The organism is Mesorhizobium sp. USDA 3734, from assembly GCF_056279665.1.
Genome location: NZ_JBWCCW010000001.1, coordinates 1,102,288 through 1,127,060, shown reverse-complemented (window position 1 = coordinate 1,127,060; position 24,773 = coordinate 1,102,288). Strand labels below are relative to the sequence as shown.

General features: G+C 60.4%; 18 protein-coding genes and 1 pseudogene. 5 read left to right on the top strand and 14 right to left on the bottom strand.

What is annotated here, in order from left to right; genetic code table 11:
• From ACZ89F_RS05310 to ACZ89F_RS05300, 3 genes are all read right to left on the bottom strand, one after another.
• The gene (locus ACZ89F_RS05310) at nt 1-762 is read right to left on the bottom strand and encodes an SDR family NAD(P)-dependent oxidoreductase (RefSeq protein ID WP_476090725.1); all 762 of its coding nucleotides are present in this window, start codon (nt 760-762) and stop codon (nt 1-3) included.
• A gap of 9 nt (nt 763-771) precedes the next feature.
• Complete coding sequence (locus tag ACZ89F_RS05305) at nt 772-1,680, bottom strand: NAD-dependent epimerase/dehydratase family protein (RefSeq protein ID WP_476090724.1); 909 nt, start codon at nt 1,678-1,680, stop codon at nt 772-774.
• Between the two features lie 116 nt (nt 1,681-1,796).
• Complete coding sequence (locus ACZ89F_RS05300; protein WP_476090723.1) at nt 1,797-2,741, bottom strand: cyclase family protein; 945 nt, start codon at nt 2,739-2,741, stop codon at nt 1,797-1,799.
• Nucleotides 2,742-3,008: 267 nt separating this feature from the next.
• Here ACZ89F_RS05300 and ACZ89F_RS05295 point away from each other — a divergent pair, with 267 nt between their 5' ends.
• Nucleotides 3,009-3,719 (top strand): GntR family transcriptional regulator, encoded by a 711-nt coding sequence (locus tag ACZ89F_RS05295; protein WP_476090722.1) that lies wholly within the window; start codon nt 3,009-3,011, stop codon nt 3,717-3,719.
• Nucleotides 3,720-3,767: 48 nt separating this feature from the next.
• Nucleotides 3,768-5,486 carry a dihydroxy-acid dehydratase gene (locus ACZ89F_RS05290; protein ID WP_476090721.1) on the top strand — a complete coding sequence of 573 codons (1,719 nt, stop codon included), beginning with the start codon at nt 3,768-3,770 and terminating at the stop codon, nt 5,484-5,486.
• Between the two features lie 47 nt (nt 5,487-5,533).
• Here the strand turns inward: ACZ89F_RS05290 and ACZ89F_RS05285 are convergent, their stop codons facing one another.
• The 11 genes from ACZ89F_RS05285 to ACZ89F_RS05235 form a co-directional block, all read right to left on the bottom strand.
• Nucleotides 5,534-5,707 (bottom strand): hypothetical protein, encoded by a 174-nt coding sequence (locus tag ACZ89F_RS05285; RefSeq protein ID WP_476090720.1) that lies wholly within the window; start codon nt 5,705-5,707, stop codon nt 5,534-5,536.
• Between the two features lie 735 nt (nt 5,708-6,442).
• Nucleotides 6,443-7,471 carry a UDP-3-O-(3-hydroxymyristoyl)glucosamine N-acyltransferase gene (gene lpxD / locus ACZ89F_RS05280; RefSeq protein ID WP_476090719.1) on the bottom strand — a complete coding sequence of 343 codons (1,029 nt, stop codon included), beginning with the start codon at nt 7,469-7,471 and terminating at the stop codon, nt 6,443-6,445.
• Between the two features lie 151 nt (nt 7,472-7,622).
• A complete protein-coding gene (locus ACZ89F_RS05275; RefSeq protein ID WP_476090718.1) occupies nt 7,623-8,501 on the bottom strand; it encodes a DUF3313 domain-containing protein in 879 nt (292 codons plus the stop codon).
• A 52-nt stretch (nt 8,502-8,553) separates the two neighbouring features.
• On the bottom strand, nt 8,554-9,726 hold the full coding sequence (locus ACZ89F_RS05270; RefSeq protein WP_476090717.1) for a patatin-like phospholipase family protein: 1,173 nt from the start codon (nt 9,724-9,726) through the stop codon (nt 8,554-8,556).
• 355 nt (nt 9,727-10,081) lie between these two features.
• Entirely contained in the window at nt 10,082-10,570 is a 489-nt protein-coding gene (locus ACZ89F_RS05265; RefSeq protein WP_476090716.1) for a class I SAM-dependent methyltransferase, read from the bottom strand.
• Nucleotides 10,571-10,867: 297 nt separating this feature from the next.
• Complete coding sequence (locus ACZ89F_RS05260) at nt 10,868-11,734, bottom strand: MipA/OmpV family protein (protein WP_476090715.1); 867 nt, start codon at nt 11,732-11,734, stop codon at nt 10,868-10,870.
• Nucleotides 11,735-12,039: 305 nt separating this feature from the next.
• Nucleotides 12,040-12,999 (bottom strand): aspartyl/asparaginyl beta-hydroxylase domain-containing protein, encoded by a 960-nt coding sequence (locus ACZ89F_RS05255; RefSeq protein WP_476090714.1) that lies wholly within the window; start codon nt 12,997-12,999, stop codon nt 12,040-12,042.
• 476 nt (nt 13,000-13,475) lie between these two features.
• Nucleotides 13,476-14,267, bottom strand: coding sequence for an antitoxin Xre/MbcA/ParS-like domain-containing protein (locus tag ACZ89F_RS05250; RefSeq protein WP_476090713.1), 792 nt, complete (start codon nt 14,265-14,267; stop codon nt 13,476-13,478).
• A gap of 352 nt (nt 14,268-14,619) precedes the next feature.
• Complete coding sequence (locus ACZ89F_RS05245) at nt 14,620-15,735, bottom strand: porin (protein WP_476090712.1); 1,116 nt, start codon at nt 15,733-15,735, stop codon at nt 14,620-14,622.
• Nucleotides 15,736-16,609: 874 nt separating this feature from the next.
• A complete protein-coding gene (locus tag ACZ89F_RS05240; RefSeq protein WP_476090711.1) occupies nt 16,610-18,022 on the bottom strand; it encodes a sensor histidine kinase in 1,413 nt (470 codons plus the stop codon).
• The gene (locus tag ACZ89F_RS05235) at nt 18,019-18,774 is read right to left on the bottom strand and encodes a response regulator (protein WP_476090710.1); all 756 of its coding nucleotides are present in this window, start codon (nt 18,772-18,774) and stop codon (nt 18,019-18,021) included. The genes ACZ89F_RS05240 and ACZ89F_RS05235 overlap by 4 nt, the downstream gene beginning before the upstream one ends.
• A 317-nt stretch (nt 18,775-19,091) precedes the next feature.
• On the opposite strand from ACZ89F_RS05235, the gene ACZ89F_RS05230 reads away from it, so the two are divergent.
• The 3 genes and pseudogenes from ACZ89F_RS05230 to ACZ89F_RS05220 all read left to right on the top strand — a co-directional run.
• Nucleotides 19,092-20,624: an efflux transporter outer membrane subunit gene (locus ACZ89F_RS05230; RefSeq protein ID WP_476090709.1), complete on the top strand. Its 1,533-nt coding sequence runs from the start codon at nt 19,092-19,094 to the stop codon at nt 20,622-20,624.
• A complete protein-coding gene (locus ACZ89F_RS05225; protein ID WP_476090708.1) occupies nt 20,624-21,697 on the top strand; it encodes an efflux RND transporter periplasmic adaptor subunit in 1,074 nt (357 codons plus the stop codon). The genes ACZ89F_RS05230 and ACZ89F_RS05225 overlap by 1 nt, the downstream gene beginning before the upstream one ends.
• Nucleotides 21,694-24,732: pseudogene (locus ACZ89F_RS05220) on the top strand (efflux RND transporter permease subunit); the annotation flags it as partial. The gene ACZ89F_RS05225 and the pseudogene ACZ89F_RS05220, both read left to right, overlap by 4 nt.
• Nucleotides 24,733-24,773 lie beyond the last annotated feature (41 nt).

Here is a 24,773-nt window from a genome sequence, read left to right as displayed (position 1 = left end):
TCAGAGCATCACGTCGCCGCCATTGGGCGACAACGTCTGGCCGACAAAATAGGAACCTGCCGCCAAGGCAAGCAGCAGCGCTACCGGCGCGATCTCGTCCACGCTTCCAAAACGGCCGATGGGAAGCTCGGCATGTTTCATGAGGCGCCACTCATCCGTCATCCCGGCAAGCTGCGCGGTTTCGATCGGACCGGGGGCGATGGCGTTGACCGTCACCCCATGGGGAGCGCCATCATAGGAAAGCGCACGCGTGAAGCCGACAACGCCACCCTTGGAGGCGCAATAATGCGCCATTGCCGGCGCGCCCTTGTAGGCGAGTTGTGAGGCCAGATTGATTACCCGGCCGTATTTACGCTCGACCATTGCGGGAAAAAATGCCTGCGCCATCAGGAAAGTTCCGCGAAGGTTGACATCGGTCATGCGGTCAAAATCCGCGACTGTGATCGCCTCGAAGGCCTTGTCGCCGCTTACCCCTGCGCTGTTGACCAGAATGTCCACGTGACCCAGGTGATCCAGCGCGAACCGCGCAAAAGCAGCGACCGCCGCCTCGTCGGCGACATCGCATTCCTGACTGGACACGCAGAGGCCCTCACCGGCAAGCCGCGCCGTCAAGACCTGTGCCTCGGCGGCGTCATGAGAGTGGCAGAAGACGACCTTCGCCCCGTAGTGGAGGAAAAGCTCGACGATGGCGGCGCCGATGCCACGGCTCCCGCCGGTGACAACTGCCGTGCGGCCGGCAAGAGAAAAGATGTCCGTACCCAAGCTGCTCACCTAGTGCCTCTGCGTTTCTATGGCCTCGGCAAAGCGGCGAATTCCCGTTTCGAGCGAGACGGCCGGCACGTAGCCGAGGTCGCGCTCGGCGGCCGTGATTTCGAAACGGTGCTGGACATCGTCGCCGGGATCAGCGCCATTGCCGAGGCTGATTTTGGCTTGCGGCAGCACGCGGCGCACCACGTCAGCCGTATCGCAAAGCGTTTGATAATTGCCACCAGTGACGTTGTAGACACGCTGTCCAACGTTTGGAGCGTCCACCGCCAAAACCAGTGCCGCGGCTGCGTCGTCCACGTGGATATACTGGCGTGGGAAGTCGGCGCCCCATTCGACATCAGTGGGCCGCCCTTCGATCGCGTCGACCAGCATGCGGCGCAGCAGGCAACTTGTCGTCCGATTCGGCCCGTATACCCATGACAGGCGCAGCGACACGGCATCCAGCCGGTGCTCGCGCGCATAGGCTGTCACAAGATGCTCGGCCGCAAGCTTGGTCGCCCCATAGACGGTCGACGGATGAAGCGGCACATTTTCCGGGACTGGCCCGGCAGTCGTCGATCCGTAAACGCTGACCGAGGAACAATTGACGAAACGGCGCAACCGGCGAGTGCGGGCGACTTCGAGCACATTGGCCGTTCCGACCACATTGACAGCGACAAGGTCATAGGGATTGTCACGCGCCACCATCGGCCCGGAATGCGCCCCACAATGGATGATCGCATCCAGATCGGGGTCCGAAGCCAGTTGATGCAGGCGATGGGTATCGCGCAGGTCGCAGTCGATGATCCGCTCGTCACCCACACCCGAGGCCGCGCGGTCGATCCCGATGACGCGGTCGCCCCGGCCGCGCAGATGCGCCGCAACGCCGCGCCCCACCAGACCGCCTGCCCCTGTCACCAAATGCACCTTCATGCCCACACTGCCGTCCTTGAAATTTTTGCGTCGAAAACGCCGCTGCCAGTCTGGCCGTCAGTCGAACAGCACCGGCCCGCGGCTACGCACGCGCCATTCCGTTCCACAACCGCAATCTACGGCCGCAGCGGCATGGCGATGGGCCGCATCGGCGACCCGGTGGCACCGCGAAACCGGATGCAGGCTCCGAAGAAAGCGAACTCATGGACGCGGTCTTCCGCGAGATCCTCCAGATTCGCGATTTCCAGGATCGGTACGCCGGCCTCGGCCAGCAGGTAGGTATGCACCACCTGCCAATTCTCCGGATCGGCCGATGGCGCCTGTTCGAGGCAGTGGTTGTCCGCTCCGATGATGATGGCGCCCGCCTTGGCCAAGAATTCCGCTCCCTGGCGATTGAGCCCGGGAGGATTGGGCAGATAGGTAGCGCGATCGGGCCACAGCCGCATGCGCCCGGTGCGGATCAGGACAACATCGCCGGGCCGCAGCTCGACGCCCTGATGCTTCAGGCAACCGCGTAGGTCAGCCTCGCCGATGCCGTGACTCGGCGGCAGCACATCAACCCCCAGCAGTGCCGCCACGTCCAGCATGATGCCACGCGCGACAATCGGCGGATGCTTGTCCGCGCCGGACTTGCGCCAGGCGCGGCTGCCGAGATGCTCATCGGCCGAGAAGCCGTTGAAGATCTTGCCGTCATAGCCGAAATGGTTCAGCGCATCGATATGCGTGCCGGTGTGCGTGTACATGGAGATCGAGTCGCCCGAATAGGAGACGAGATCGTTCGCCGCCCCGCCGACACGCATGATGTCATCGATCTTCTCGCCCCGCGGCGTGTGGGTCATCCATATCTGGTAGGGCTGATCCTCAGCACCGAACCAGCCGGGCATGCCGACGAAATTGTCGACCGAAAGATCGTAGACCTTGGTGGGATCGGCGCGATCCATGATTGCCTGGCGCGAGGCGGCGTCGATCAGGTTCAGCATGCCGATTTCGTCACTGGAACCGAATGGGCTGGCCGTGGCCTTGCGGAAGGCTGCGCCATGGGCGGCAATACGCGATTTCATTGCTGCCGTTACAAAGCACTCCGAACACATGGTTCCCATACCCCACTGGACAGTTTCGCCGCCGGACAAGCCGAAACACACCCGCCGAGAGCCGGTTCGGCGCATTCCATTAGCTTGCTGGAAGACAGCGATATGGACTGTCGATGAAAATGTCAACGATATTGTCGACAATTTGTTCGACAATCTTGTCCGACCGTGCGAAGGTGAGTGCATGGATCGAGTCAGAGGCGATCCATTCCGTGGAGTCAGCATGGCGGGATCAACATCTTGAGCACATCAACAGTGGCAAAGTCGCCGACGGCGACGGGGCAAATGCAGGACGATCAGCTGCGCCAGCTCCCCATTCTGCAACGCGTCGTCGCGGCACTTGAGGAAGATATCGTCCTCGGCAAGTTGCACCCGCGCGAGCGGTTGATCGAGGAGGACCTTTGCGAACGCTTCGGCGTGACCCGCCACATTTTGCGACTGGTCTTTGCCGAACTCAGCCGCATGGGCGTGGTTGAGCGGATTCCGAACCGGGGGGCGCTGGTGCGGGCCTTCGCGGCACGCGATGTCGATCAGCTCTATTTCTTGCGCGATATGCTCGAAACGTCCGCCGCGGCGCAGATCGAGCTTCCGGCGAAGCCGGCCGATCTTGAAGAACTGAAATCGATCCAGTCCCAGCATGATGATGCCGTCGAACAGGGCGATCTCGTCATGGTGTTCCGTTCGAACCAGCGCTTCCATAGCAAGCTGTTCAGCCTGTGCGGCAATGCCTTCCTTGCCGAGGCGATCGAGACCTACGCGCAGCGCGCCCACGGCATCCGCTTTCATGTGCTGATAAGCCCCGAGCAGCGCCGCAAGGCCCGCGACGAGCATCATATGATGATCGACGCGATCAGCCGGCAGGATCGCGCGGCGCTGATAGAACTCTGCCGCAACCATCTGCCCGCATCGAAGAACGCCTATCTGCGGACCTTCGGAGCCCTGATCGACTGATCGGCAGCCGCTTCTTCCAAGAGCATTTCATTCATTTCGAGGCGAACTATGACGACTGAACCGTCGGAGACAGGTCTTTCTCGCGGTCTGACCAACTACGGGGATAGGGACTTTTCCCGTTACCTGCGCATGTCTTTCGCACGCTCCATGGGGCATTCGAGCGAGATGCTGGCGCGACCGGTCGTCGGCATCGCGACCACCTACAGTGAATTCAACAATTGCCATCGTCTGGTCCCGGAGCTCGTCGCCGCCGTCAAGCGCGGCGTCATTTCAGCCGGCGGCCTGCCGCTCGAGTTCCCCACCATTTCGCTCGGCGAGGTCTTTCTCAATCCGACCAGTCTGTTCTTCCGCAACCTGATGGCCATGGACACCGAGGAAATGGTCCGCGGCCAGCCGATGGACGCGGTCGTGCTAATCGGCGGGTGTGACAAGACCGTTCCGGCTCAGTTGATGGGTGCAGTCTCGGCCAACATTCCGGCCGTCCAGCTCGTCACCGGACCGATGATGACCGGACGCTGGCGTGGCGAGAAGCTCGGCGCTTGCACCGACTGCCGCCGTTTCTGGGCCCGCCACCGGGCCGGCGAATTCGATAGCGAGACGATCGACGAGATCGAAGGCCGGCTTGCGACGACGGCTGGAACCTGCGCCGTGATGGGCACGGCGAGCACCATGGCCGCACTTGCCGAAGCGCTCGGCATGATGCTGCCAGGCACGGCCGCGATCCCTGCCGTCCATGCCGACCGCATCCGCGCAGCTGAAGCCTCCGGCGTTGCCGCCATGCAAGTGGCGAAGTCGCGACTGACGCCAAGCGAGATCATCACCCCGAAGTCGATCGAAAATGCACTGCGGGTGCTTCTGGCCATATCCGGCTCCACCAATGCCATCCTCCACCTTACCGCCATCGCCGGACGGGCGGGAATCAAGATCGACCTCGACCGTCTCAACGAATTGTCCGATACGACCCCGGTCCTGGTCGATCTGAAGCCAACAGGCTCCTACTACATGGAGGACCTCTTTGCCGCGGGCGGCATCGGAGCCGTACTGCGCGAACTGAAGCCTTTTCTTCACCTCGACTGCATGACCGTAGCTGGCACAACGCTGGGCGAGCGGCTTGCCGACGAAGCCTCCCCTTATGTCGACCGCAACGTCATCCATACGCTTGAAACCCCGTTGCAGCCGGTCGGCGGGCTGGTCGCGCTGTTCGGATCGCTTGCACCCAATGGTGCCATCTTCAAGCGCGCTGCCGCGGACCCCGCCCTGTTCGAGAGCGAAGGACGCGCCGTCGTCTTCACCTCTGTCGAGGATCTTGCCAAGCGCATCGACGATCCCGATCTCGACGTGCTTCCAAACGACGTGTTGGTTCTCCAGAACGCCGGACCTACCAGCGCTTCTCGCATGCCCGAGGCAGGCTACCTACCCATCCCCGCCAAACTCGCCCGCCAGGGCGTCAAGGATATGCTGCGCATTTCGGACGCGCGCATGAGCGGCACGGCCTATGGTACGATCGTCTTGCACGTCAGCCCCGATGCGGCGTCAGGCGGCCCCCTCGGCCTCGTGCGCAATCATGATCGCATTCGGCTGTCAGTTCGCGACCGGCGCATCGATCTCCTCGTCGACGACGTCGAGCTGGCGCGCCGCCGCGCTGCCATGCCGCCGCCGCCGCCGATTCCCGAACGTGGCTATGCACGGCTATATCGGCAGGAGGTGATGCAGGCCGAGCACGGCTGCGATTTCAGGTTCCTGACGAAATCGACCGAGAACGCGTAGGCAGAACGCAAAAGCCTCGTCTCGACGGAGTTCGCTTCTTCGCACGGTTATTCAAGATGAGTTGTCGGTTTCCAGATGTGGGTGGAAATGATGTCCCTCAGTCCGTGCGCACCGCACGGCCAGACCTCGATGCGGCCAGCCTCAACAAGGAGATGGACGGAAGCATAGGGCAGAACCGTATAGCCAGTGCCCTCCTCGACCAGAAGCAAGGTTGAAGGCATTGCCTCCAGCTCCATCTCGACACGCGGATAGATGCCATGCTCCGCCAGGGTGTGTCGATAAGCCGTCGCAGCCCGTGCGGGCGGCTGGGCAGGATCATCGGCAGCTCGGCGAAGATGTCGAGGCCGACCGGCCCGCGCGGCAGCGCGCGCTCGGATAAGACCGGTCCAATCAGAAACAGCTCGTCATCGGCCAGCGGTTCGGTCGGCACGGAAGGATGGTTCGGCGAATTGTGGAGCACGGCGACACGCTGGGAGCAGCCATTCGCTCTGCGCGACTCCCTAAACGCCCACATGCACATGGAACGCTTTCGGCAGGTCGAAACCATGGAAGCAACACATTCCATCGGCCATGAGGTCCGCAGTGCGTTAGGTGTTATGGCGACCGCGCTGCTTCAGCCGAGGATTTGGCCGGCTGTTCAGGTTTGCCGAATGGGCTGCTTCGTTCGCACCCGAGCAAGGCCAGGGCGCCCAAGAGAATGACGGCATGAAAAATCACACGATGCATGGGATGTCCTTCGATTGCGCTCAAAGCCGTCAACCACAGCTGCCAGCTGAAGAACTAGGAATTGAAAAAGGCCAGGCTCTCCCTCCCCTGGGTCGAATAACTGTGGGGACCAGCTCCGGGACCCTCTCGCGGATCCGGAGCGAGCTGGGTCGACGACGACAGGCCGAAATACGCGGCCGTATCTACGCTCACGCAACTCTGGACAGTCGGGATTGGCGTGACTCCAGAGTTCAAGAACCGGTGCGATGCTTCGCCAGTTTCTTGAGGGTCGTCTGTTCGCGAAACCATTCTCGCAGAGGTCTGGCGGGCATTCCGCCCCAGCGTTCGCCTGCCGGCACGTCTCTCATGAACCGCGATGCCGCGGCAAGTTGAGCGCTCCGGCCGATGTGCAGATGGCCAGCAATGGCACTATGGCCGCCCACCGCAACCCAGTCCTCCAGCACGGTCGAGCCCGCGATTCCGACCTGGGCAGTGATCACGCAATGGCGTCCAATCCGCACATTGTGCGCAATCTGGACGAGGTTATCGATCTTCGTCCCATCTCCAATGACGGTGTTGCCCCCGCTGCCGCGATCGACAGTGCTGTTGGCTCCGATCTCGACGTCGTTTCCGATTGTGACATGGCCGAGTTGCGGCACCTTCACATGCCCCGAAACGCTCATCGCGAAGCCGAAACCATCCTGGCCGATGCGGGCTCCCGCATGAACGATCGCCCGATCGCCGATGTGGGAATGGGCGATGGTGACGCTGGGGCCGATGGAGCAATCCCAGCCGATGACCACGTCTGGCCCCAGCACGACATGGGCACCGATTGTGGTGCCGGCCCCAATAAACACCCGCTCACCGACAACAACACCGGGGTCGAGCACGACGCCGGCTCCGATCTGCGCCGATGGATGGACAAAGCATCCCTCGGTGACATTGGCGCTCCCCAAAAGCGGTGCGGCTCGCAACGCCTCGGGGTGAAGCCGGGCAAGCACCTTGGCATAAGCCAGGCGGGGATTCCGTACGGTGATGGGAACGGTGCCGGGCGGTACCAGATGGGCGAAGCGCTCCGTGACAAAGCAAGCACCGGCCTTGGTGGTGCGCAAGGCATTCGTATAGCGGGCATGATCAATGTAGGCGATGTGCCATGACTGTGCCATCTCGAGGCTCGCCCCACTCTGCAGAAGCATGCCTGGATCGGCAGATGCCGGCAGCGGCACTCCCGCCTCTTCCGCGAGTTCGGCTAAAGCTAGTCCGCCCGGGGCTCGGTTCATGAGAGGACTGATTTGGTTGGATTTGCATTCATCAGTGCGTCGGTCGGCCTGCCGGGGGTTGGGGAGTGCAGGCCGACCGACTTACTGCGCGTCCGCATGCGGACGCGCAGTCCATAAAGCCGGATTTCCAGCTGTGATACAAAATTCTACTCTACTGGCTCTGCGGTCGAACTGGCTTGTCGGTCCAGGACGGCGGCAACCCGAGTTGTGACCCTGCGAAGTCCTTCAGTCCAGGCGCCCGACCGAACCTTTCGCAAGCCTGATATTTGGGTTTGCCGCCGAGCCCGGATTTCAGCTTCTGGTAGGACGGAAGCTTCGGGAAACCAAACTTGAACGGTGTCTTGCCCGTGACAAGCATCTTGGAGAAGTCACTTCCGAAACTCTCCGCCAGAGAGTAGGCATCGCCAATCTGCGACATCCGCGCGCCTGTGGTCACGAAATTCGCGCCCTTCGACCACACCATCGCAGCCGCCTGTTTTCCGTCCCTGGTGGTTGCTTCGGCCTCGACCGCAAGCCCGCCCAGTCCCAGTGGAATTCTCGGAACGGGGACGGAGGAGGACGCGAACGAGGCCCCGATCGACGCCACGGTCGACAGGCCGGCGGCTGTAGCGTTCGTGGGCACAATGCGGGTGACCGTTGCGTGAACGACTAGATCGGCGTTTTCTTTGTCGTCCGTGACCGCGAAACGATCGCTGACGCCAATGCAAAGCGCGCGGCTGACCACGGTTGCCACCAAGGCCTGATCGGCGGGCTTTATGGAAGATTGCGCTGCGGTGGGCGAAACCAGCGTAGGCTCAATGTACACTGTTTTGCTTACGTTGAGATCCGCCGGGACGGCCTTGTACTCTGCCTTCCTTATTCGCCCATCGACCTTGGTGAGACCGTCATAGGAGGCCAGCGAGTTATCCGGTTGGAGGGGCACCGAGGTGCAGCCGACAACTGCCGATACAAGCAGGGACGGCAGAAGCGCGAAACCGATCGATCTATGCTGCCGTCGACCGGCAGCCTGGTTTGTACGGGGATTTGGCACTTCGTTCTCCTGTTGAGGCTTCGTGTATGGAGGGAGGCAGGCGGGCGGGCGGCTATTGCCTCTGTTCCGCTAGCTGAGCGGCATCAACCTTGTCGGTGAAGACGGGCCTGTCTTGCCACAGGCTGCCGCTCGCCATTTTTGTGTACCCGAGGTTGTAAACGGCGCGCATGTAGTCGGTGTTGAACGGATCGGTCATGCTGTAGGGGAGTTGCTTGTCGATCGAGGCGACGCGGAATCGAATGCCGTTCTTTTGGGCGTAAACGTAAGTGGCCAGCAGCGCACTGCGGGTCTGTGCCTTGACGAGGGTGGAATTCGCCCTGGCCATGACAGCAAACGTGTTGTTCGTTGTCGTGGTAAATTCTGGCATGAGCGCATTGTTGATGATGATGTACATGTTGAACTTGAGGTTCTCAGGTCGCACGCTCTTGTCCGAATTTGCTATCCACCCCTCTGGGATCGTCAGGATTTGGGTAGCCGAACCGCCGTCGGAGTGCATTTCTTCAAACGCCTCCCCTCCAGCTTCGGCCTTGATGAGCACGGCCGGATAGATGCCGGGGATACTTGCCGAGGCGATGAGTATGTCCTGGAAGAGTTTCAGCGCACCGGGCCGCCCGCTGTTGGCGATGGCGCCCATGTTCCAGATCACCGCTCTTTGAGAATCGAGATTCGAGGTCAAGACAAGCAGTCGTCGCCCCTTGCGGTGCTCTGCCGCGATTTTTTCCAGTATGTCGCGTGTCAGATAACGCTCGACCATTTTTCGAAGCGGCTCCTGTTTCAGGAGACTTGCCCCCAACAGGCCCTTCGGCAGGAAATCCGCATCGACCAACTCCTTGGCGACACCGCTGGTATAGAGGTCCACGAGAGGCTGGTCGTAGGCGGAGCCGAGGAAGGCGTAGGGCGCGATCAGCGCACCCGTGCTGACACCGCTGACCATGTCGAATTCCGGCCGCTGTCCATTGTCCGACCAAGCCTTGAGCGCCCCTACGCTGAATGCGCCCGCGCCACCTCCGCTCGACAAGACTAGGTAATTGATTTCCTTATGTCTCGGGATGGGCAGCCAGGCGTGCGCCTCGGGCAGTTTCCGGGCCGAATCTGCATAAATACGAATGTCGCTGAACCCTTGGATGCTGGCTACCGTCGCAGCCTTCGGCCCATAAACAATGCGATCCGGCGCCAAACAGCCAGCAAGGAAGGCCAGCAGGACAATGGCCACCAGTCGATGCATGTCTACCGCCTTGTCCCGGGCCGCCGCCCGAAGGAACCATCAAGGTCTCCACCGGCGGTCGGCATACTCCGCGACCGTTTTTGGTAATCGCGTCTGGCGGCATTAATCCCGATTTGTCATTGCCGTGGGTTACGTATTGTTAAGAGTTGTTGCACCCCAACCCGACACGCGTCGGCGATACCCCCTGCCTGAAGAAGCCGCGCCGGGGAGAAAGCCTCGGTCGCCAACGGTTTGGCTTTGGCATTGCCACACTTTAACTGGGACTCCCCAAAATTGGATTTGGCGACCCGTTTGCCCAGGAGACTTCTTATCCGCTTATCCGCGCGAGCGACCCCGCCTTGAAGCCAGAAGTCCATCACGCTCTTCCGATCGCGTCCGGCCGCCTAGCGATCCGGTAAACCTGCGCAGGCGGCGCGTTTGCGAAAACCCATTCAGTAAACGTCGCTTCAAGCCCGATCCGCTCGAGAACAGAGTCAGGTACTGGGCACCGCCAGCCGTAGGTGAATTGATAGAAGGCTCCTTGCGGACGAAGAATGTGGAAGGCTCCGTACAGGATGGCGAAGACACGCCAAGCCGGCATGGTGAGAAGCGGAAGGCTGCTGATCACCGTGCCTATTTTCTCGCCATTGAAAGGATCGCATCGGCGCAACTCCGTCGCATCGATGTCCAACAAGGCGGCAGCCGGAAACTGGCGACGTAGCATGTGGGCAAAGGAAGTGGCGCTTTCTATGAGCGCTATGCGCTCCTGAGGCACGCCGCGAAGGATAAGCTGTCGGGTGAAGACACCGGTTCCGGGGCCAAGCTCAACAACCGGAGACTGCGCGGAGGTGATTTCGCGAGTCATTGCCACCGCCAGAGATTTTCCGGAAGGCACGAGCAAGGCGGTCCGAAAAGGATCCGACATCCATGTTCGGAAGAGAGTAGTCGAATCCGACATTGCGCAACTCCGCATTGCTAGAAAGAACATTCATTTGTGAATGAGCCCTACCCGGAAACGCCAGCTAGGGTTTGAAGAGATGGTGAAGTCGTCGCTCGCCGGAACGCGTCGTCGGGATTGCCCTGTCTGTTGGCCAATGGCCCGTCAGGCGCCAGTCAGCCGACTTTCATGCCTGGGCCGACGCATGTGCGCCTTGCTGGATTATTAGAACCTGTAGCCTACAAAAAGCATCCCGGACGGCTGCACCTTTTTCCGAACGATGGGGCTGTCCTTCGCGTCGCCGGTGAGGAAACCGGCCCCTACTTGGCCGCGGATAAGCCAGTTCTGCGACGCCATGTAGGTCACCGAAGCTTCGATATCGAAGCGTTTAAGCCCCGCGCCGGCCTCATATTGCCGCAATCCCGATCTTGCTGATTGGAGAGCGGTAACCCCAAAGTAGCTTTGCATGTGATTCTTATCGGCGAATGTGGCGGACACGCCCGCCGAAAGCATAAATGCATTGTAGTGATGGGAAACGTTTGCACCTACTCCACCGGTCAGTCCGTCGCTGCCGCCAAATGTCTTGTCGACTGACGCATAAAGTTCCATCGGCCCCACTTCATACGAAAGCCGCGTTCCGACGACACCGCCGGCGTCGATGTCACCGAGGCCCTTCAGATGCGGGGAATCGTCCTCTTCACGCCCTCCGCCAATGTCATAGCCGCCCTTCACCAGGACCTTGAACCCGTTGGATTCCAGCACGTCCATGCTCAGCCCGCCCGGATCGATGGTGAGACGGCCAAAGGTTGCGGAGATCATCGGTATGGGGACGAGTTGGAACTCATCGGATCCTTCGTATTTTGGCGCGTACATCGCTCCAGCGGCAACCATCACGTTCCAGTCCGCAAGCTTCTGGCGTATGGGGCCGTACCGTCTCTCGTCGACGGCGTCCGCCGAGGGCGCTGTCGCAGCCGGTTCGTTCTCGAAGAGTTCGGCGGCGCCAGCTTGGAGCGGGAGAAAAGCGACCGCCGAGAGGCTCGTAGCGACAGCGGCATGCCGCGAGCGGGTTGAGAGAGACTTTGTTGCAGACATGCGAAGCGGCTCCTGGGGATGGTCGATATTATTCAACGACTGCGAAGGGGAAGCCCGACGCAGTCGCACCTCCAGCGGGCGCACTGTCTCGGACTACAAGGTTGCTTTGGATTTTGTGATGTTAAGAAATGTTGCGGCGCGATCCGCGGGATTGGTTGGAGGCGCAGCCAGCACCCGGCTTTGCGCGGAGCGCATCTAGAGTGAATCAAAGCGCGTCATGTACCCGAAAACAGGCACGATCCTGCAAGGCCCATGATCGACAAGGCGTACCGCGGATCGGCATCGGCAATACTGTCGCTACGCTTTTAGACAAGTCGGCTGAGCAAATACGCCACACCCGCAATCAGCCCCAACAGTAGTAGCAACAGCAAGGTATTCACCGACCACTTGATGACGAGATACAAGGGACGGTTCGTCGACTTCAGTGCCTTGCTGCGCGCCAGGAGAGGCGCGAGCCCCGCAAAGACCCTGTTGGCCAAGCCACGATGGTCTTCCGGCGTGTTGGGTACCACCGTGGCCCGTGTTAGGCCTTCATAGAAGAAATTGAACACCGCACCCAGCGGGTTCAAGGGCCTTTTCACATCACACATGAGGATGAGGCGGTCGCAGTCGGTATCGTTGCGCACGAAGTGCAGGTAGGTCTCATCGAACATGACAACCTCGCCATCGCGCCAACTTAGATTGCGACCATCCACATTGATGAAGCAGGCGTCGGAGTTCGGGGTGACCAGACCGAGGTGGTAGCGCAGAGATACTGCGATCGGATCGGCATGCCGGGTCAACTGGGCTCCTTTGGGTAGATAGGCGAACATCGCTCCACGTATGCTCGGCACGCCCTGCAGTATCTTGACGGTCGTGGGGCACAGACGTCTTGCGGAATGATGCTCATACCCGTACCATTTGACGTAAAAGCGGCTCCAGCCATACTTGAAAAACGTTCGGAAGCCGACGTCGTAGGTCCCTGCGGTGCCGGGCCGTTTGCTGGCGTCGAAGTAGTTCTGGCGCAGCAGTTCGATGCCTTCATAGCTAATGATTTGCCAGTTCTGACGCAGCACGTCGAGTTCCGGAAAATCGGCGGGGTCGAGAACAGCCTTTGATCCGTGCGGCAGCGTTGTCATGTACAACGCACAGTTCAACGGCGAAAATATTGGCCATCCCTTGCGGAAGTACTCAGATAGGCTTTCGTAGCGAGCTTCACCCCGGAAGCGGTAGACATACACGATGCTCGCGGCCACAAGCGTGACCATGACGACGAGAATTAGCATGAGATTTGTCCTGAGTGCGCCAGTTGCCGCGATGTTGATGGATGGGTACCGTTGCGTCGATGCAAGTCAGACACTTCAGGATGGTTTCATCCGAGGCGCGCTCACGCGCTCCGGATGGCGGCATTAATCCAGATTTGTCATTGCCTTGGATTTTGTATTGTTAAGAGTTGTTGTCGTCCCACGGCATGCACTCGCTGTCGGTCATCCGCGGCTCTTGACGGTTGATCATCATGATGGTCGCCGGACGACCATCTGGCTGGCGTGGAATGACCCGGCCGAGGTCAAACCCCATGATGCCGAGAAATGGTTCTGCGATGGCTGGCGATGTGCCTGCCCTGGCCGACCGACGACTCACCTGACATCTCTTGCTTCGGCGCGCGCCGCAGACACTGGTTCCCGCTCAGGGAGCCGGCTGCTGGAAAGGAGTTCACCCAGGAGTCCCCAAGCTTCAACTCTCGCGTTCGACCAATGTTCGGCTAGAACGAACGCCTGGCAGCCATCACGACTTCATCGACAAGGTCTCGTCTCAGCAAGTCGATGGGAACACTGCCCTCGAGATAGGGTGACGGGCGAACGAGCCATGACCACGCAAGCCTTGGCTGCTTTGCCAGCGCGAACACCTCCGGTATTCCGGCGACGGGTCTTCCGTCAACGAACTGGGCCAGCGGGAACACGTGCCGGCCGAGGCCCTTGCGCAAGGCGATGACCTGGTTACGCTTCTGCCAGCGGTGCAACGTCGATCTCGGAATCTGCAGATTTTCTTCGAGATATGTTGGCCCGGCAACCGCGCCTGCCCAGTCTTCCAGGCGCATCGTGGCAACATCGGCCAGTCGCCACCGCGTCAAATAGGGTTCAGACTCTCGCCCCGCATTCGCTCGCGCCAAATCGGCTTTCTTTTCCTCAGACGGCCTTGTGCCCTTGCCTACATGGCCACGAACAAACTCCGTCTTGCGCTTCAATTCGGCTACAGGCTCGAAGTAGGTGACGGAGTCCGGTTCGTGCGTGGCGCCACCGAGCTCGCTTTCGTTGCCCGGGCTTGCCATCACCCCTTCTATCACCTGCCTGATGTCCGTAGTCTCGTGATCATAGGTCACCATATAACCCCAGCGATACGGGCTTGGGCCTTCCTGATGATCTGCGCAACGGAAACTGTCCGCGCTGATAACACCTGGAACTTTCATCACCTTGTCGCGATATAAATCCGCGCATTGATCGTCGCTGGATCCAAACAAAGCTTTAGTCAGCACGATCAGCTTACGATGGTGCATAATCAGACCCCTGTTACGATTTATTATAAAAACATGCTTAAACTAACGGCGGCCAACGATTTTGATAGCAATAATTTGTTTGGACATATTTTGAAATATTTCTGAATGTTTCCGTCCGTCCAATCTTTTAGCGGAACGCTTCCACCACTACCCCTTCCCTGGCTTAGGCGTCTGAGATGCCGTTGCTTTGCGGCGATGAACGAGGGGCCGGACCTCAGTCGAGCGCCACCGCAGATCTACCTTTTCTCTCAACACCGCGCCGCTGAGGTAATGCGGTCCGGCGATCATGCGAAAAGCCGAAAAGAAAATGGCCCGCGGCGGACGCCGCGGACCATGCCGAACCAGGCGAGATTTAGAACGAGCGCTGCATGCGAAGGATGCCGCCGACGCCGTCGGTCTTGGCGTGATACACGCTGGCACCCTTGTTGTAGTAGTCAACTTCTGCCGTTACCGTGAAGCCGGGGACGACGTCGTAGGCAACGTTGGCGGCGACACCAAGGGTCTTGCCTTCGTCATACGACGCCTGGAGGTTGAACGAGGTCTTCTCGTTGAACTTGTAGGTGCCACCACCCCAGACTGCCCAACTGCCGTCCCACAGCTTGTAGAAGTTGTGAGCAACATTCGAGTCCGAACCATAGCCACCGATGACGAACAGCGACAATTCGTCGGTGGCGTTCACGTCCAAACGAACCTTGCCCGCCACTTCCTCATAGTTGCTGTCATAGGCAATGACGCCGGTGACCGCACCCCAACCCTGCGTGTACTTCACGCCGCCGACGACATGTGGGACGTAGCTGTCGATCGTGTCAGCGCCCGAGCCTTCTTCGAGTGAGACCACGGCCGAGAACCCGTTGCCGGCGTCGAAGTAGTACTGGATGACGTTGGTGTCGAACGAGCCATACGGAACGATCGTATCGTCGATGACGTTGCCGGCGTAGCCGATGAACGTATCGAAGGCCGATTCATCCTTACCGACGCGAAGACCACCGAGCTGCATCCAGGCGAAGTTCAGCGAAACCGCCTTGTTACCTGCCTGCCAGCCAGCGCCGCCAACCAACGGGCCAGCACCATCCGGGTCAGCATAGTCGCCGCCGCTGTTGCCGAAGTTGAACCGGGTCTCGGTGTAGGTCTTCAAAGTGCCGAGCTCAGTTTCTTCGCCGGTCCAGGTCTTCAGCGTGAAGCGGGCCTGCTTGAAGTAGGTATCGTTTGTTTTGCCGCTTTTGAGATGATCCGGAACGTTCTGCGCGCCCTCACGGTCACCGACTCCGATGTCGTAGCGGATGTAGCCGCCGATGCGCAGGCAAGTTTGGGTGCCGGGGATGTAGAAGTAGCCAGCGCCGTAGACGTCGCAGATCTTGACGTATTCAGCGGGTTCCGGCTCGGCGACGAACACGGCGTCGGCGGCGCGCGCGCCGGAAACTGCGATCAGTGCCGCAGCGGAGCCAAGAAGAAGGCTCTTGATGTTCATTTTCTGACCTCCAGTGAAGTTAAAGGGGCTGGCTAAGGTTTCAGCCTCAATCCCCGTCCAAGAAGCAGCGCGACGCGCCACCTCTTCGCAATGGATTGTCGATGAGGTCGAATTGTTCAATGGTATTTTTCGATCCTATGATGACATCTATTCGATATGTCACTTCATGTTGCGCAAATATCACCAATTTTGAGACACATTGTACTTGTGGTTCATTTGAAACTAATGGCACGTTTGAGACATATGTTACGATTTTTTGACATAGAATTGCGGAGCGGCCGTCTCCCGCTACCAATTTCGTGGCTAGGATTTATTGCCACACGATTTCCCGATGCGCGTTTCTAGGAGGACTTCGTGGCAATCGCGGCTCGTCGGTGCTCGGTCCGGCCGAAACGGCGACGCGGCAATTTTGGGTGGCGACGAGAGCGGTTGATGGTCCCCGCAACACCTGCCGTCACCATGAGGCAACCATGTCAATCGGCACGATTATCGGCTTGCCGATAGTCCTGCGGAGTGAAGCCAAGCCGCCACAGTGGTCGGCAACATAACTTCACCAAGTGCCCTAGTCTTGTCCGGCTTTTGACATCGCCAGAGTTTCGGACGCGGCCGGTCCTAACACATTCAAGACGGAGACTCTCATGGCCCATGATGAATTGAAGCGGGCAGACATCCTGAAGGACCCACTCATCAGACAGATGCGCGCGGACCGGGTTTCTTTGAGAGAGATGAAGAAGCTGCTGCAGGATGCGACGCGGTCGCGACGCCGTCATGGCAAGGATGAGCCTTTGCGCCCCGGGAGACGCCGCCCTCGCCGCGCTGAGACGTTGGACGCCGCTTCCAATATCCCGTGCCCTGCGTCATGCTATGTGGTCGACTATCTGCCTTTGGCGAGTGCCTGACGCGCTGAAGCCTGCCCGTGCGTATCGTCAGTCTTGCCGCCTTTCAAGGGAACAACCCGTGCCGGCGGCAACGATATCGTTGCTCGCAGCCCATGTGGCGATATGTTCTCGAGTGACAGCGACCCACCATGGCTCTTTGCGATCTCATCTGCGATCGAAAGACCCAGTCCAAAACCACTGTTGGTATTCGAGGACCGAGCCTGATCTGCCTTGAAAAATGGCTCCAGGGCCTTCTCGTGGAGACCCTCTGCAAGGCCGGGGCCATCGTCCTGCACAACAATGGACACTTTGCTTGGCGGGAAATTGGACAATTGGACATGCACGATCTTTCCGAACCTGACGGCATTTTCCACGATGTTGGTCACTGCCCGCGTCAGCCCTTTCTGCTTGCACGAGTATCCGAATCTTTCAGGACCGACGTAAATCACCGTGTGTCCAACATCGGAGAACCCGGCAACGATTGTCTTCATTAGGGCCGCGATATCAACCTTTCGAAGCGGCTCGTCGCGGGCCGTGCTGCTCAGATATTGAAGGCTTTCCTCGATCATCGCGGTCAATGTGGTGATATCGTCAAGCATCGCTTGTTTGGACGGGATCTCCTTTGATCGCTCCACGCGCATTCTAAGCCGTGTTAGCGGCGTTCTCAGGTCGTGGCTTACGGCGGTCAGCATCCGCGTACGGTCATCAACCATCTTGCGAATTCCACGCCGCATATCGTTGAGCGCCGTTGCGAGGGTGCGAAGCTCCTTGGCGCCTGCGTCAGTGAACAACTGCTCCTCGTTGCCATCGAGCCGCAAGCTCTTTGCCGCTTCGGCAAAGCGGACGAGAGGCGACGTGATCACACTGCCTATGTAAAGCACCAGCAGAAGCATCGGCAGGATCAACATCAGGATCTTGGCAATGAGTTCAACAATCGTGCCGAAGACGGCTGGATAGGTATCGGCGTCAGAGAACCGGACCAGGAGGCCGCGCTTGGCGTCAACACGCACCGCCAAGGCATTGTGTTCAGCGTCCTGCGGAAGAACTGTGGCCTCAAATTCAGAGGGCAGCACGTCGCGGAGATCATTGGCGATGAATTGTATGTTCCCTTGGTAGCTGCTTCCGACGTTAAGATCACGCCACGGCAAGATCCTCATCTCCAGACCGATGGAAGCGCTCGCTCGCAGCAGCTTCTCGGTGTCGGCGTCATTCGCGGTGTTTTTGAGTTGCTCTACGATCAATTTGATCTGTGTGCTTCTGACCGCAACCACTTGCTCAGCCTGGAAGATGTACGGCGCCGGCAAGAGGGCGATAACGCTAAGGAGCACTGCCGGAATAGGGATCGCAGCGAGCACGACGAACTGGAGGCGAATGGGCGCCCGTCTGAACCGACCGATCATACCGATCATATGGCTAGCGCGACCTCCGGAGTGAAGATGTAACCGCCCAGCCGCACTGTCTTGATGAAAGTGGGCTCCTTATAGTTCGGCTCGATCTTTTGCCGGATACGGCTCACATGCACATCAATGCTGCGCTCGACAGGTCCGGCAGCGCCAGCGTGGGTGCGGGCAAGAATGTCTTGCCGGTTCATCACCTGCCGAGGATTCTCGCAGAACACAAGCAGCACATCGAATTCCGCCGTCGTGAGCGGCACATGCACACCGTCAAAGTCAGTTAATTCGCGAGTGACAGGGTCAATGCGCCAGCCCGCGAACGTCATCGGGTCCTGGCTTGGCTTGACTTGGCTTGAATACGACGATCGGCGCAACAGCGCCTTTATTCTCGCCATAAGTTCCCTTGAGCTGAACGGTTTTGTAACATAGTCGTCTGCACCCATTTCCAGTCCAACAACCCTGTCCACCTCTTTCCCGAGCGCGGTGAGCATGAGGATGGGTGTAGTATCGGATGCCCTGATCCTTCTGCAAATGCTAAAACCGTCCTCTCCCGGCAGCATTCCATCCAGCACAATCAGGTTGAACTCTCTCTTTTTTAGGACACGGTCCATCTCCATGGCCGATCCGACCGTCTCGGCAGCATACCCAGCATCCTTCATCAACTCGATCAGCATAGTCGCTATATCCCGATCATCCTCGACGACGAGGATTCGGGCTGAAGCCTGAGCAAGGACATTGCATCCGACGTTATCCATAGGCTTGGCCATTTTCGTTGCCCTTTCCCTTTCGGAATAGCACGCTGCACATCATGGCTGTCAGCAACAATTGTGTTTAATTTTGTTGCCGCCGGTCCCAGTCCCTACGTCAGCGGCAGCAATCCTGCGCGTGGCACGGATCCGTGTTTCCAGCCGGTGTTTCCAGCCGGTGCGCCTTAGCAACTCTTAACAATACATAATCCACGGCAATGACAAATCGGGATTAATGCCGCCAGACGCGACTGCAAGGAACGGTCGCGGGGTATGCCGATCGCCGGACGGAGACTTCGATGGCTCCTCCCGGCGGTGGCCCGGATAAGGCGGTAAACATGCATCGACTGATGGCCATTGTCATGATGGCCTTTCTCGCTGGCCGTTTCACGCCGGGTCACATCGCCCACCTATTGAAGGCCCGGACAAAGGCAACCTATCGTGGGACTGTAGGCACAATCGGCATTGCGGCGTGCTTGGTGGTGTCAGGCTGCACCACCATCGCCAGCGTACAAGAACCTGATCTCAAAATCGCCAATGCTTGGCATGCGACACTTCCGCATGGCGGCCGAACTGGCGATCTCGTGTCCTGGTGGTCGACGTTTTCCGACCGATCGCTGACGGCCCTCATTGCGTCGGCGCAGGCAGAGAGCCCCACTCTCGAGTCCGCCGCGGCAGAGATCGAAAAGGGGCGCGCCACTCTTGCGTCAACACAGGCCAGCCTGTTCCCCGCGATTAGCAGCTCGGGGTCAGTCGCCCGCGCAGGAACGGGCGGCAACAAAGCCAACCAGATTGCTGCCGCCACAACGACCAGCGGCGGCCTCGACGCCTCCTGGGAAATAGATCTGTTCGGCAAGACGCGGCAGAGGAGCGAGGCTGCGCGGCTACGTATCCACGAGCGAACCGCCGATTGGCACGATGCGCGCGTCTCCCTCGCGGCGGAGGTGGCGGACTACTATGTGCAATACCGTGCCTGCCGGCAGCTGGAGCGTGTCTATGCCACCGAACTCGCCTCGCAACGCGAGACGATCCGGGCAATGGAAACGGCCGCAACCTCCGGCCTTACGTCGAACGCCGACCTTGCGCTGGGGCGTGCGAGTGCTGCTACCTCGGCCTCGACACGGACCGCCCAGAGTGCCGAATGCGAGGTTCTCGTCAAATCCCTCGCTCGTCTTACCGGCGGTGACGAGCCTCGCGTTCGCGATATCCTGGCGATGGGCAAGCAAGGGTTACCCACGCCGAGGATCCTCAAGCTATCCGCCGTGCCTGCCGACGCCTTACGGCAGCGTCCCGACATCGGCGCCCTGGAACTCGAGGTCACTGCATCGCTCGCCGAGATCGGCGCGGCAAAAGCCGATCTCTATCCGAGCCTCAACCTCGGCGGCTCGGTCACGATCGGCACTTCGTCGCTGACGGGAACGTCTCTGCCGTGGTCCTTCGGCCCGGCCATCTCGATCCCGCTCTTCGACGGCGGCTCGCGCCGGGCGGCAGTGAGCAGCGCGGCTGCCGCATACAAGGTGGCGGTGGCCGCCTACAAATCAGGCGTGCTGGACGCGGTCGCCGAAGTCGAGACCGCCCTCGTGCGGATCGACAGTACGCGTCGGCGCATTGGCGACGCCAGCAGCGCGGCACGCAACTACCGCGCCTATTTCAAAGCCGTGGATTCGAATTGGAAGGCTGGTGGCGCAAGCCTCCTCGACCGTGAGGACGCCCGGCGTTCGGCGCAGTCAGCGGAGGTCTCACTCATCGAAATCCGTCGTGACTCCGTGCGCTACTGGATCGCCCTCTACAAGGCGCTCGGCGGCGGCTGGGATGCGAGCGCCCCCTCTCCCAAGGACCTGCCACAAAAATCGAAAGAAAACCTGTTCTGATGCGATCTTCATCTTTTCTCCTCGCCGCTTTCCTGAGCGGGACCGCTGTTTTCGCCGCGAAGCCCGCACTCGCGCAACAGAACGAGGCGGCAGCTCTTACCGTCGCGGTGGCAAAGCCAGCGGAACGCCAGTGGCCTGAAACGATACCCGCCAGCGGCTGGCTGAAGCCTTGGCACGAAGCGGTCATTGCCGCGGAAATCGGCGGCCTGCGTGTGACCGACGTCCTTGCCGACGTTGGCTCGATCGTCTCGAAGGATCAGCCCCTCGTTCGGCTGGCCGACGAAACGGTGCGCGCCGAACTGCGCAAGGAAGCGGCTGTGCTGGCAAGTGCGAAGGCAGACCTTGCCAAGGCCAGGGCGAGCGCGGACCGAGCACGCAAGGTGCAAGGAAGTGGTGCGCTTTCCGAGGAGAAAATCACCGAATACCTGATCGCAGAGCAGACCGCTATCGCGAGTGTCGAATCCGCCGAAGCATCGCTGGAAGGCCAGAAGATCAAGCTTGCGCAGGCGACCATAATGGCCCCGGACGACGGGCTGATCACCGCCCGTTCGGTCCAACTCGGCGCTGTCGTCTCGTCCGGCACGGAGCTATTCCGTCTTGTGCGCCAGCAGCGCGTCGAGTGGCAGGCGGAAGTATCCGCACGCTATTTGCCGCGCATCAAGGAAGGCCTGACCGCCACGATCGTCAGTCCGGAGGGGCGGCGCGTCAAAGGGACCGTGCGGCTCGTCGCGCCGACGGTCAGCACCGATACCGGACGGGTGCTCGCCTATGTGGCGCTGCCGGCGGAGGCGCACCCACCCATCGGCCTCTACGTCACCGGCCAGATCGAGCTTGCGACCACGGAGGCCGTCACCGTGCCCGGGACGGCGCTCGTGATGCGTGACGGCATCGCTTACGTCTTCACCGTGGATGCAGCCAGGCGTGCGTCACGCGTCCGCGTTGAAACCGGCCGCCGCAATGGCAGCGAAGTGGAAATCCTCTCGGGCCTTGATCCCTGGGCCGACGTGGTGACGACGGGCGGCGCTTTCCTTTCGGATAGGGCGCTTGTCCGGGCAGAGGAGGACGCACGATGAACTTTTCCGCCTGGTCCATCCGCAATCCGGTTCCCGCAATCCTGCTGTTCATCCTGCTCACCGTTGGCGGCCTCCTCGCCTTCGACCGCTTGGCGGTACAGAACTTCCCCGACATGGTGCTGCCGACTGTCCAGATCAACGCCGCGCTTGAAGGTGCCGCACCGGCCCAGCTCGAAACCGAAGTCGCGCGCAAGATCGAGGACAAGCTCGCCTCCCTGAGCCTCCTAGAGCACGTCACGACCACGATCACGGACGGCGCCGTCAGCATCAATGTCTCATTTCAGCTGGAGAAGGACAGTGAGGCAGCGCTGAACGAGGTGCGCAATGCCGTCGACGGTATGAGCGGCGACCTGCCCGCACAGATGCAGACACCAAGCGTGACAAAAACGACGGTGCAGGGCTCGCCGATCGTTACCTACGCCGTGCGCTCCGTTCGCCTCAATGAGACGGAACTGTCCTGGTTCGTCGACAATGACATGACCAAGGCCCTGCTTGTCGTGCCCGGCGTCGGTCAGGTCAGCCGGATCGGCGGCATCAATCGTGAGGTGCATATCGATCTCAATCCCCAACTCATGAGTTCGCTCGGCCTCAGCGCCGCAACCGTTTCCGCGCGGCTCAAATCCATGCAGTCGGATGCTTCAGGCGGCCGGGCGGAAATCGGCGGCAGCAAGCAGGTGATCCGCACGCTCGGCGCGGTTTCGTCAATCGAGGCGTTGAGGGCGCTCGCGATCCCGCTCCCGAGCGGCGCTCTGGTGCGTCTTGATGAACTCGGCACGGTCACGGACAGCTTCGCCGACCGGTCGTCCATCGCCTATCTCGACGGCGAGCCGATAATCGCAGTGCAGGTCAAACGCTCGAACGGCTTTTCGGATACGGGCGTGGCGACGGCCATCCACGCTGCCATGCAGAACTTCGCCGCCGCCAAGCCTGATGTTGAGATCGCCGAGGCCTACAGCACGACCGGGCCGATCATCGAAAACTATGACGGCTCCATGCACATGCTCTACGAGGGTGCGCTGCTCGCGATCGTGGTGGTCTGGCTCTTCCTGCGCGACTGGAGGGCGACTTTCCTTTCGGCGGTGGCGCTGCCCCTATCGGTCATCCCGACCTTCCTTGTGATGTACTTTGCGGATTTCAGCCTTAACACGGTGACGCTGCTCGCGCTCTCGCTCGTGGTCGGCATCCTCATCGACGATGCGATCGTCGAGATCGAGAACATCGCGCGCCACCTGCAAATGGGCAAACCGCCGAAGGAGGCCGCGCTCGAAGCCGCCGACGAGATCGGCCTTGCCGTAATCGCCACAACCTTCACGCTCGTTGCCGTCTTCCTGCCGACTGCTTTCATGATCGGTATTCCCGGCCTGGTCTTCCGCCAGTTCGGCGTTACGGCAGCCGTGGCGGTTCTCGCCTCCCTGGTCGTCGCGCGCCTGCTGACGCCGATGATGGCCGCTTACATGATGAAAGCGCATCCCGTCGAGGCAAAGGACGGCCGGATCATGCGCGCCTACATAGCCGTCGTTAAAACCTGCCTGCAGCGTCGCAAACTGACGATCCTTGGCGTCTGCCTGTTCCTCGGCCTTTCGATTTCGACGATCCCGTTCCTCAGTTATGGTTTCTTGCCTGCTTCGGATGATGCGCAGACACAAGTCACTCTGACGCTGCAACCGGGCAGCACCATTGAGCAGACGGAGGCGATTACGCGGCGAGCCGCAGAGATCGTTTCCCGACTGCCGGACGTGATGCATGTGTTCTCCTCCGTCGGAAGCGTCTCCTCGGCTGACCTGATGGATTCCTCGACGACCGTCGACACGGCGGCAGCCTCGCTTGTCGTCGATCTGAAGAAGATCGGCGAACGTACCCGCAAGCAGACCGAAATCGAAAACGACATCCGGCAGGCACTCGCCGTTCTTCCCGGCGCGAGGATCGCTGTAGGTACGGGCGGCAACGGCACGACACTGCAAATAACGCTGGCCAGCGACGATTCCAATGCGCTCGGCCAGGCAGCCGGTGCGCTCGAGGAGCAACTTCGAACCCTCCGGGGAATTGGCGCCGTCACCTCCAGTGCCTCCCTGCAGGCCCCCGAAATCCAGATCGTCCCGAACCTCGACCGAGCGGCCGCTCTCGGCGTAACGGCGGAAGCGATTTCCGAGGCGGTTCGCGTGGCGACCAACGGCGACTATTCCTCCTCGCTCGCAAAGCTCAACCTGCCGCAGCGCCAGCTCCCTATCCGCGTCCGGTTTGATCCCAGTAATCGGACGACGTTTGATGACATCGCCAACCTTCGCGTTGCCGGCGCCAGGGGCAGCGTCGATCTCGGCTCGGTCGCCGAAATCAGCATCGGCGGCAGCCCATCGGAGATCAGCCGCATCGACCGCTCACGAAATGTCACGCTGTCGGTTGAACTCAATGGACGCATCCTCAGCGACGTCTATGGCGAAGCACGGGCCTTGCCCGCCCTTCACAGCCTCCCGGAAGGCGTCAAGCTGGTCGAGCAGGGAGAATTGGAGCGCAGCTCCGAGCTCTTCGGCAGTTTCGCCATCGCCATGGGGATCGGAATCTTCTGCATCTACGCCGTGCTGGTCCTTCTCTTCCATGATTTCCTCCAGCCGGTCACGATCCTTATGGCGCTTCCACTGTCTCTTGGCGGCGCCCTGCTGCCATTGGTGCTGACCGGGACGAGCTTTTCCATGCCAGTGGTGATCGGCCTGCTCATGCTGATGGGTGTGGTGACGAAGAATTCGATCCTGCTGGTTGAATACGCGATCATCTCACGCCGCTCCGGTCTCTCGCGCTTTGACGCCCTTGTCGACGCCTGCCACAAGCGCGCTCGCCCGATCGTCATGACGACGATCGCGATGGGCTGCGGCATGCTTCCCGTAGCCCTCAGTCTCAGCGGCGGCGACTCCAGTTTCCGTCAGCCGATGGCAATTGTGGTCATCGGCGGCCTGATGACTTCCACCGTCCTCAGTCTCGTTGCCATTCCCGTCATCTTCACTTTCGTCGATGACTTTCTTAGGCTTCTCAAGCAGTTTGTCCGCCCAAGACAGCCTGAGCCCTCGCCGGTTTCTGAACCTGA

What these genes read in the sequence shown, in the direction of transcription:
- ACZ89F_RS05305 (WP_476090724.1), bottom strand. Translation starts at nt 1,680, where the DNA reads ATGAAGGTGCATTTGGTGACAGGGGCAGGCGGTCTGGTGGGGCGCGGC.
- ACZ89F_RS05300 (WP_476090723.1), bottom strand. Translation starts at nt 2,741, where the DNA reads ATGAAATCGCGTATTGCCGCCCATGGCGCAGCCTTCCGCAAGGCCACG.
- ACZ89F_RS05290 (WP_476090721.1), top strand. Translation starts at nt 3,768, where the DNA reads ATGACGACTGAACCGTCGGAGACAGGTCTTTCTCGCGGTCTGACCAAC.
- ACZ89F_RS05285 (WP_476090720.1), bottom strand. Translation starts at nt 5,707, where the DNA reads ATGCCTTCAACCTTGCTTCTGGTCGAGGAGGGCACTGGCTATACGGTT.
- lpxD (WP_476090719.1), bottom strand. Translation starts at nt 7,471, where the DNA reads ATGAACCGAGCCCCGGGCGGACTAGCTTTAGCCGAACTCGCGGAAGAG.
- ACZ89F_RS05270 (WP_476090717.1), bottom strand. Translation starts at nt 9,726, where the DNA reads ATGCATCGACTGGTGGCCATTGTCCTGCTGGCCTTCCTTGCTGGCTGT.
- ACZ89F_RS05265 (WP_476090716.1), bottom strand. Translation starts at nt 10,570, where the DNA reads ATGACTCGCGAAATCACCTCCGCGCAGTCTCCGGTTGTTGAGCTTGGC.
- ACZ89F_RS05260 (WP_476090715.1), bottom strand. Translation starts at nt 11,734, where the DNA reads ATGTCTGCAACAAAGTCTCTCTCAACCCGCTCGCGGCATGCCGCTGTC.
- ACZ89F_RS05255 (WP_476090714.1), bottom strand. Translation starts at nt 12,999, where the DNA reads ATGCTAATTCTCGTCGTCATGGTCACGCTTGTGGCCGCGAGCATCGTG.
- ACZ89F_RS05250 (WP_476090713.1), bottom strand. Translation starts at nt 14,267, where the DNA reads ATGCACCATCGTAAGCTGATCGTGCTGACTAAAGCTTTGTTTGGATCC.
- ACZ89F_RS05245 (WP_476090712.1), bottom strand. Translation starts at nt 15,735, where the DNA reads ATGAACATCAAGAGCCTTCTTCTTGGCTCCGCTGCGGCACTGATCGCA.
- ACZ89F_RS05240 (WP_476090711.1), bottom strand. Translation starts at nt 18,022, where the DNA reads ATGATCGGTATGATCGGTCGGTTCAGACGGGCGCCCATTCGCCTCCAG.
- ACZ89F_RS05235 (WP_476090710.1), bottom strand. Translation starts at nt 18,774, where the DNA reads ATGGCCAAGCCTATGGATAACGTCGGATGCAATGTCCTTGCTCAGGCT.
- ACZ89F_RS05230 (WP_476090709.1), top strand. Translation starts at nt 19,092, where the DNA reads ATGCATCGACTGATGGCCATTGTCATGATGGCCTTTCTCGCTGGCCGT.
- ACZ89F_RS05225 (WP_476090708.1), top strand. Translation starts at nt 20,624, where the DNA reads ATGCGATCTTCATCTTTTCTCCTCGCCGCTTTCCTGAGCGGGACCGCT.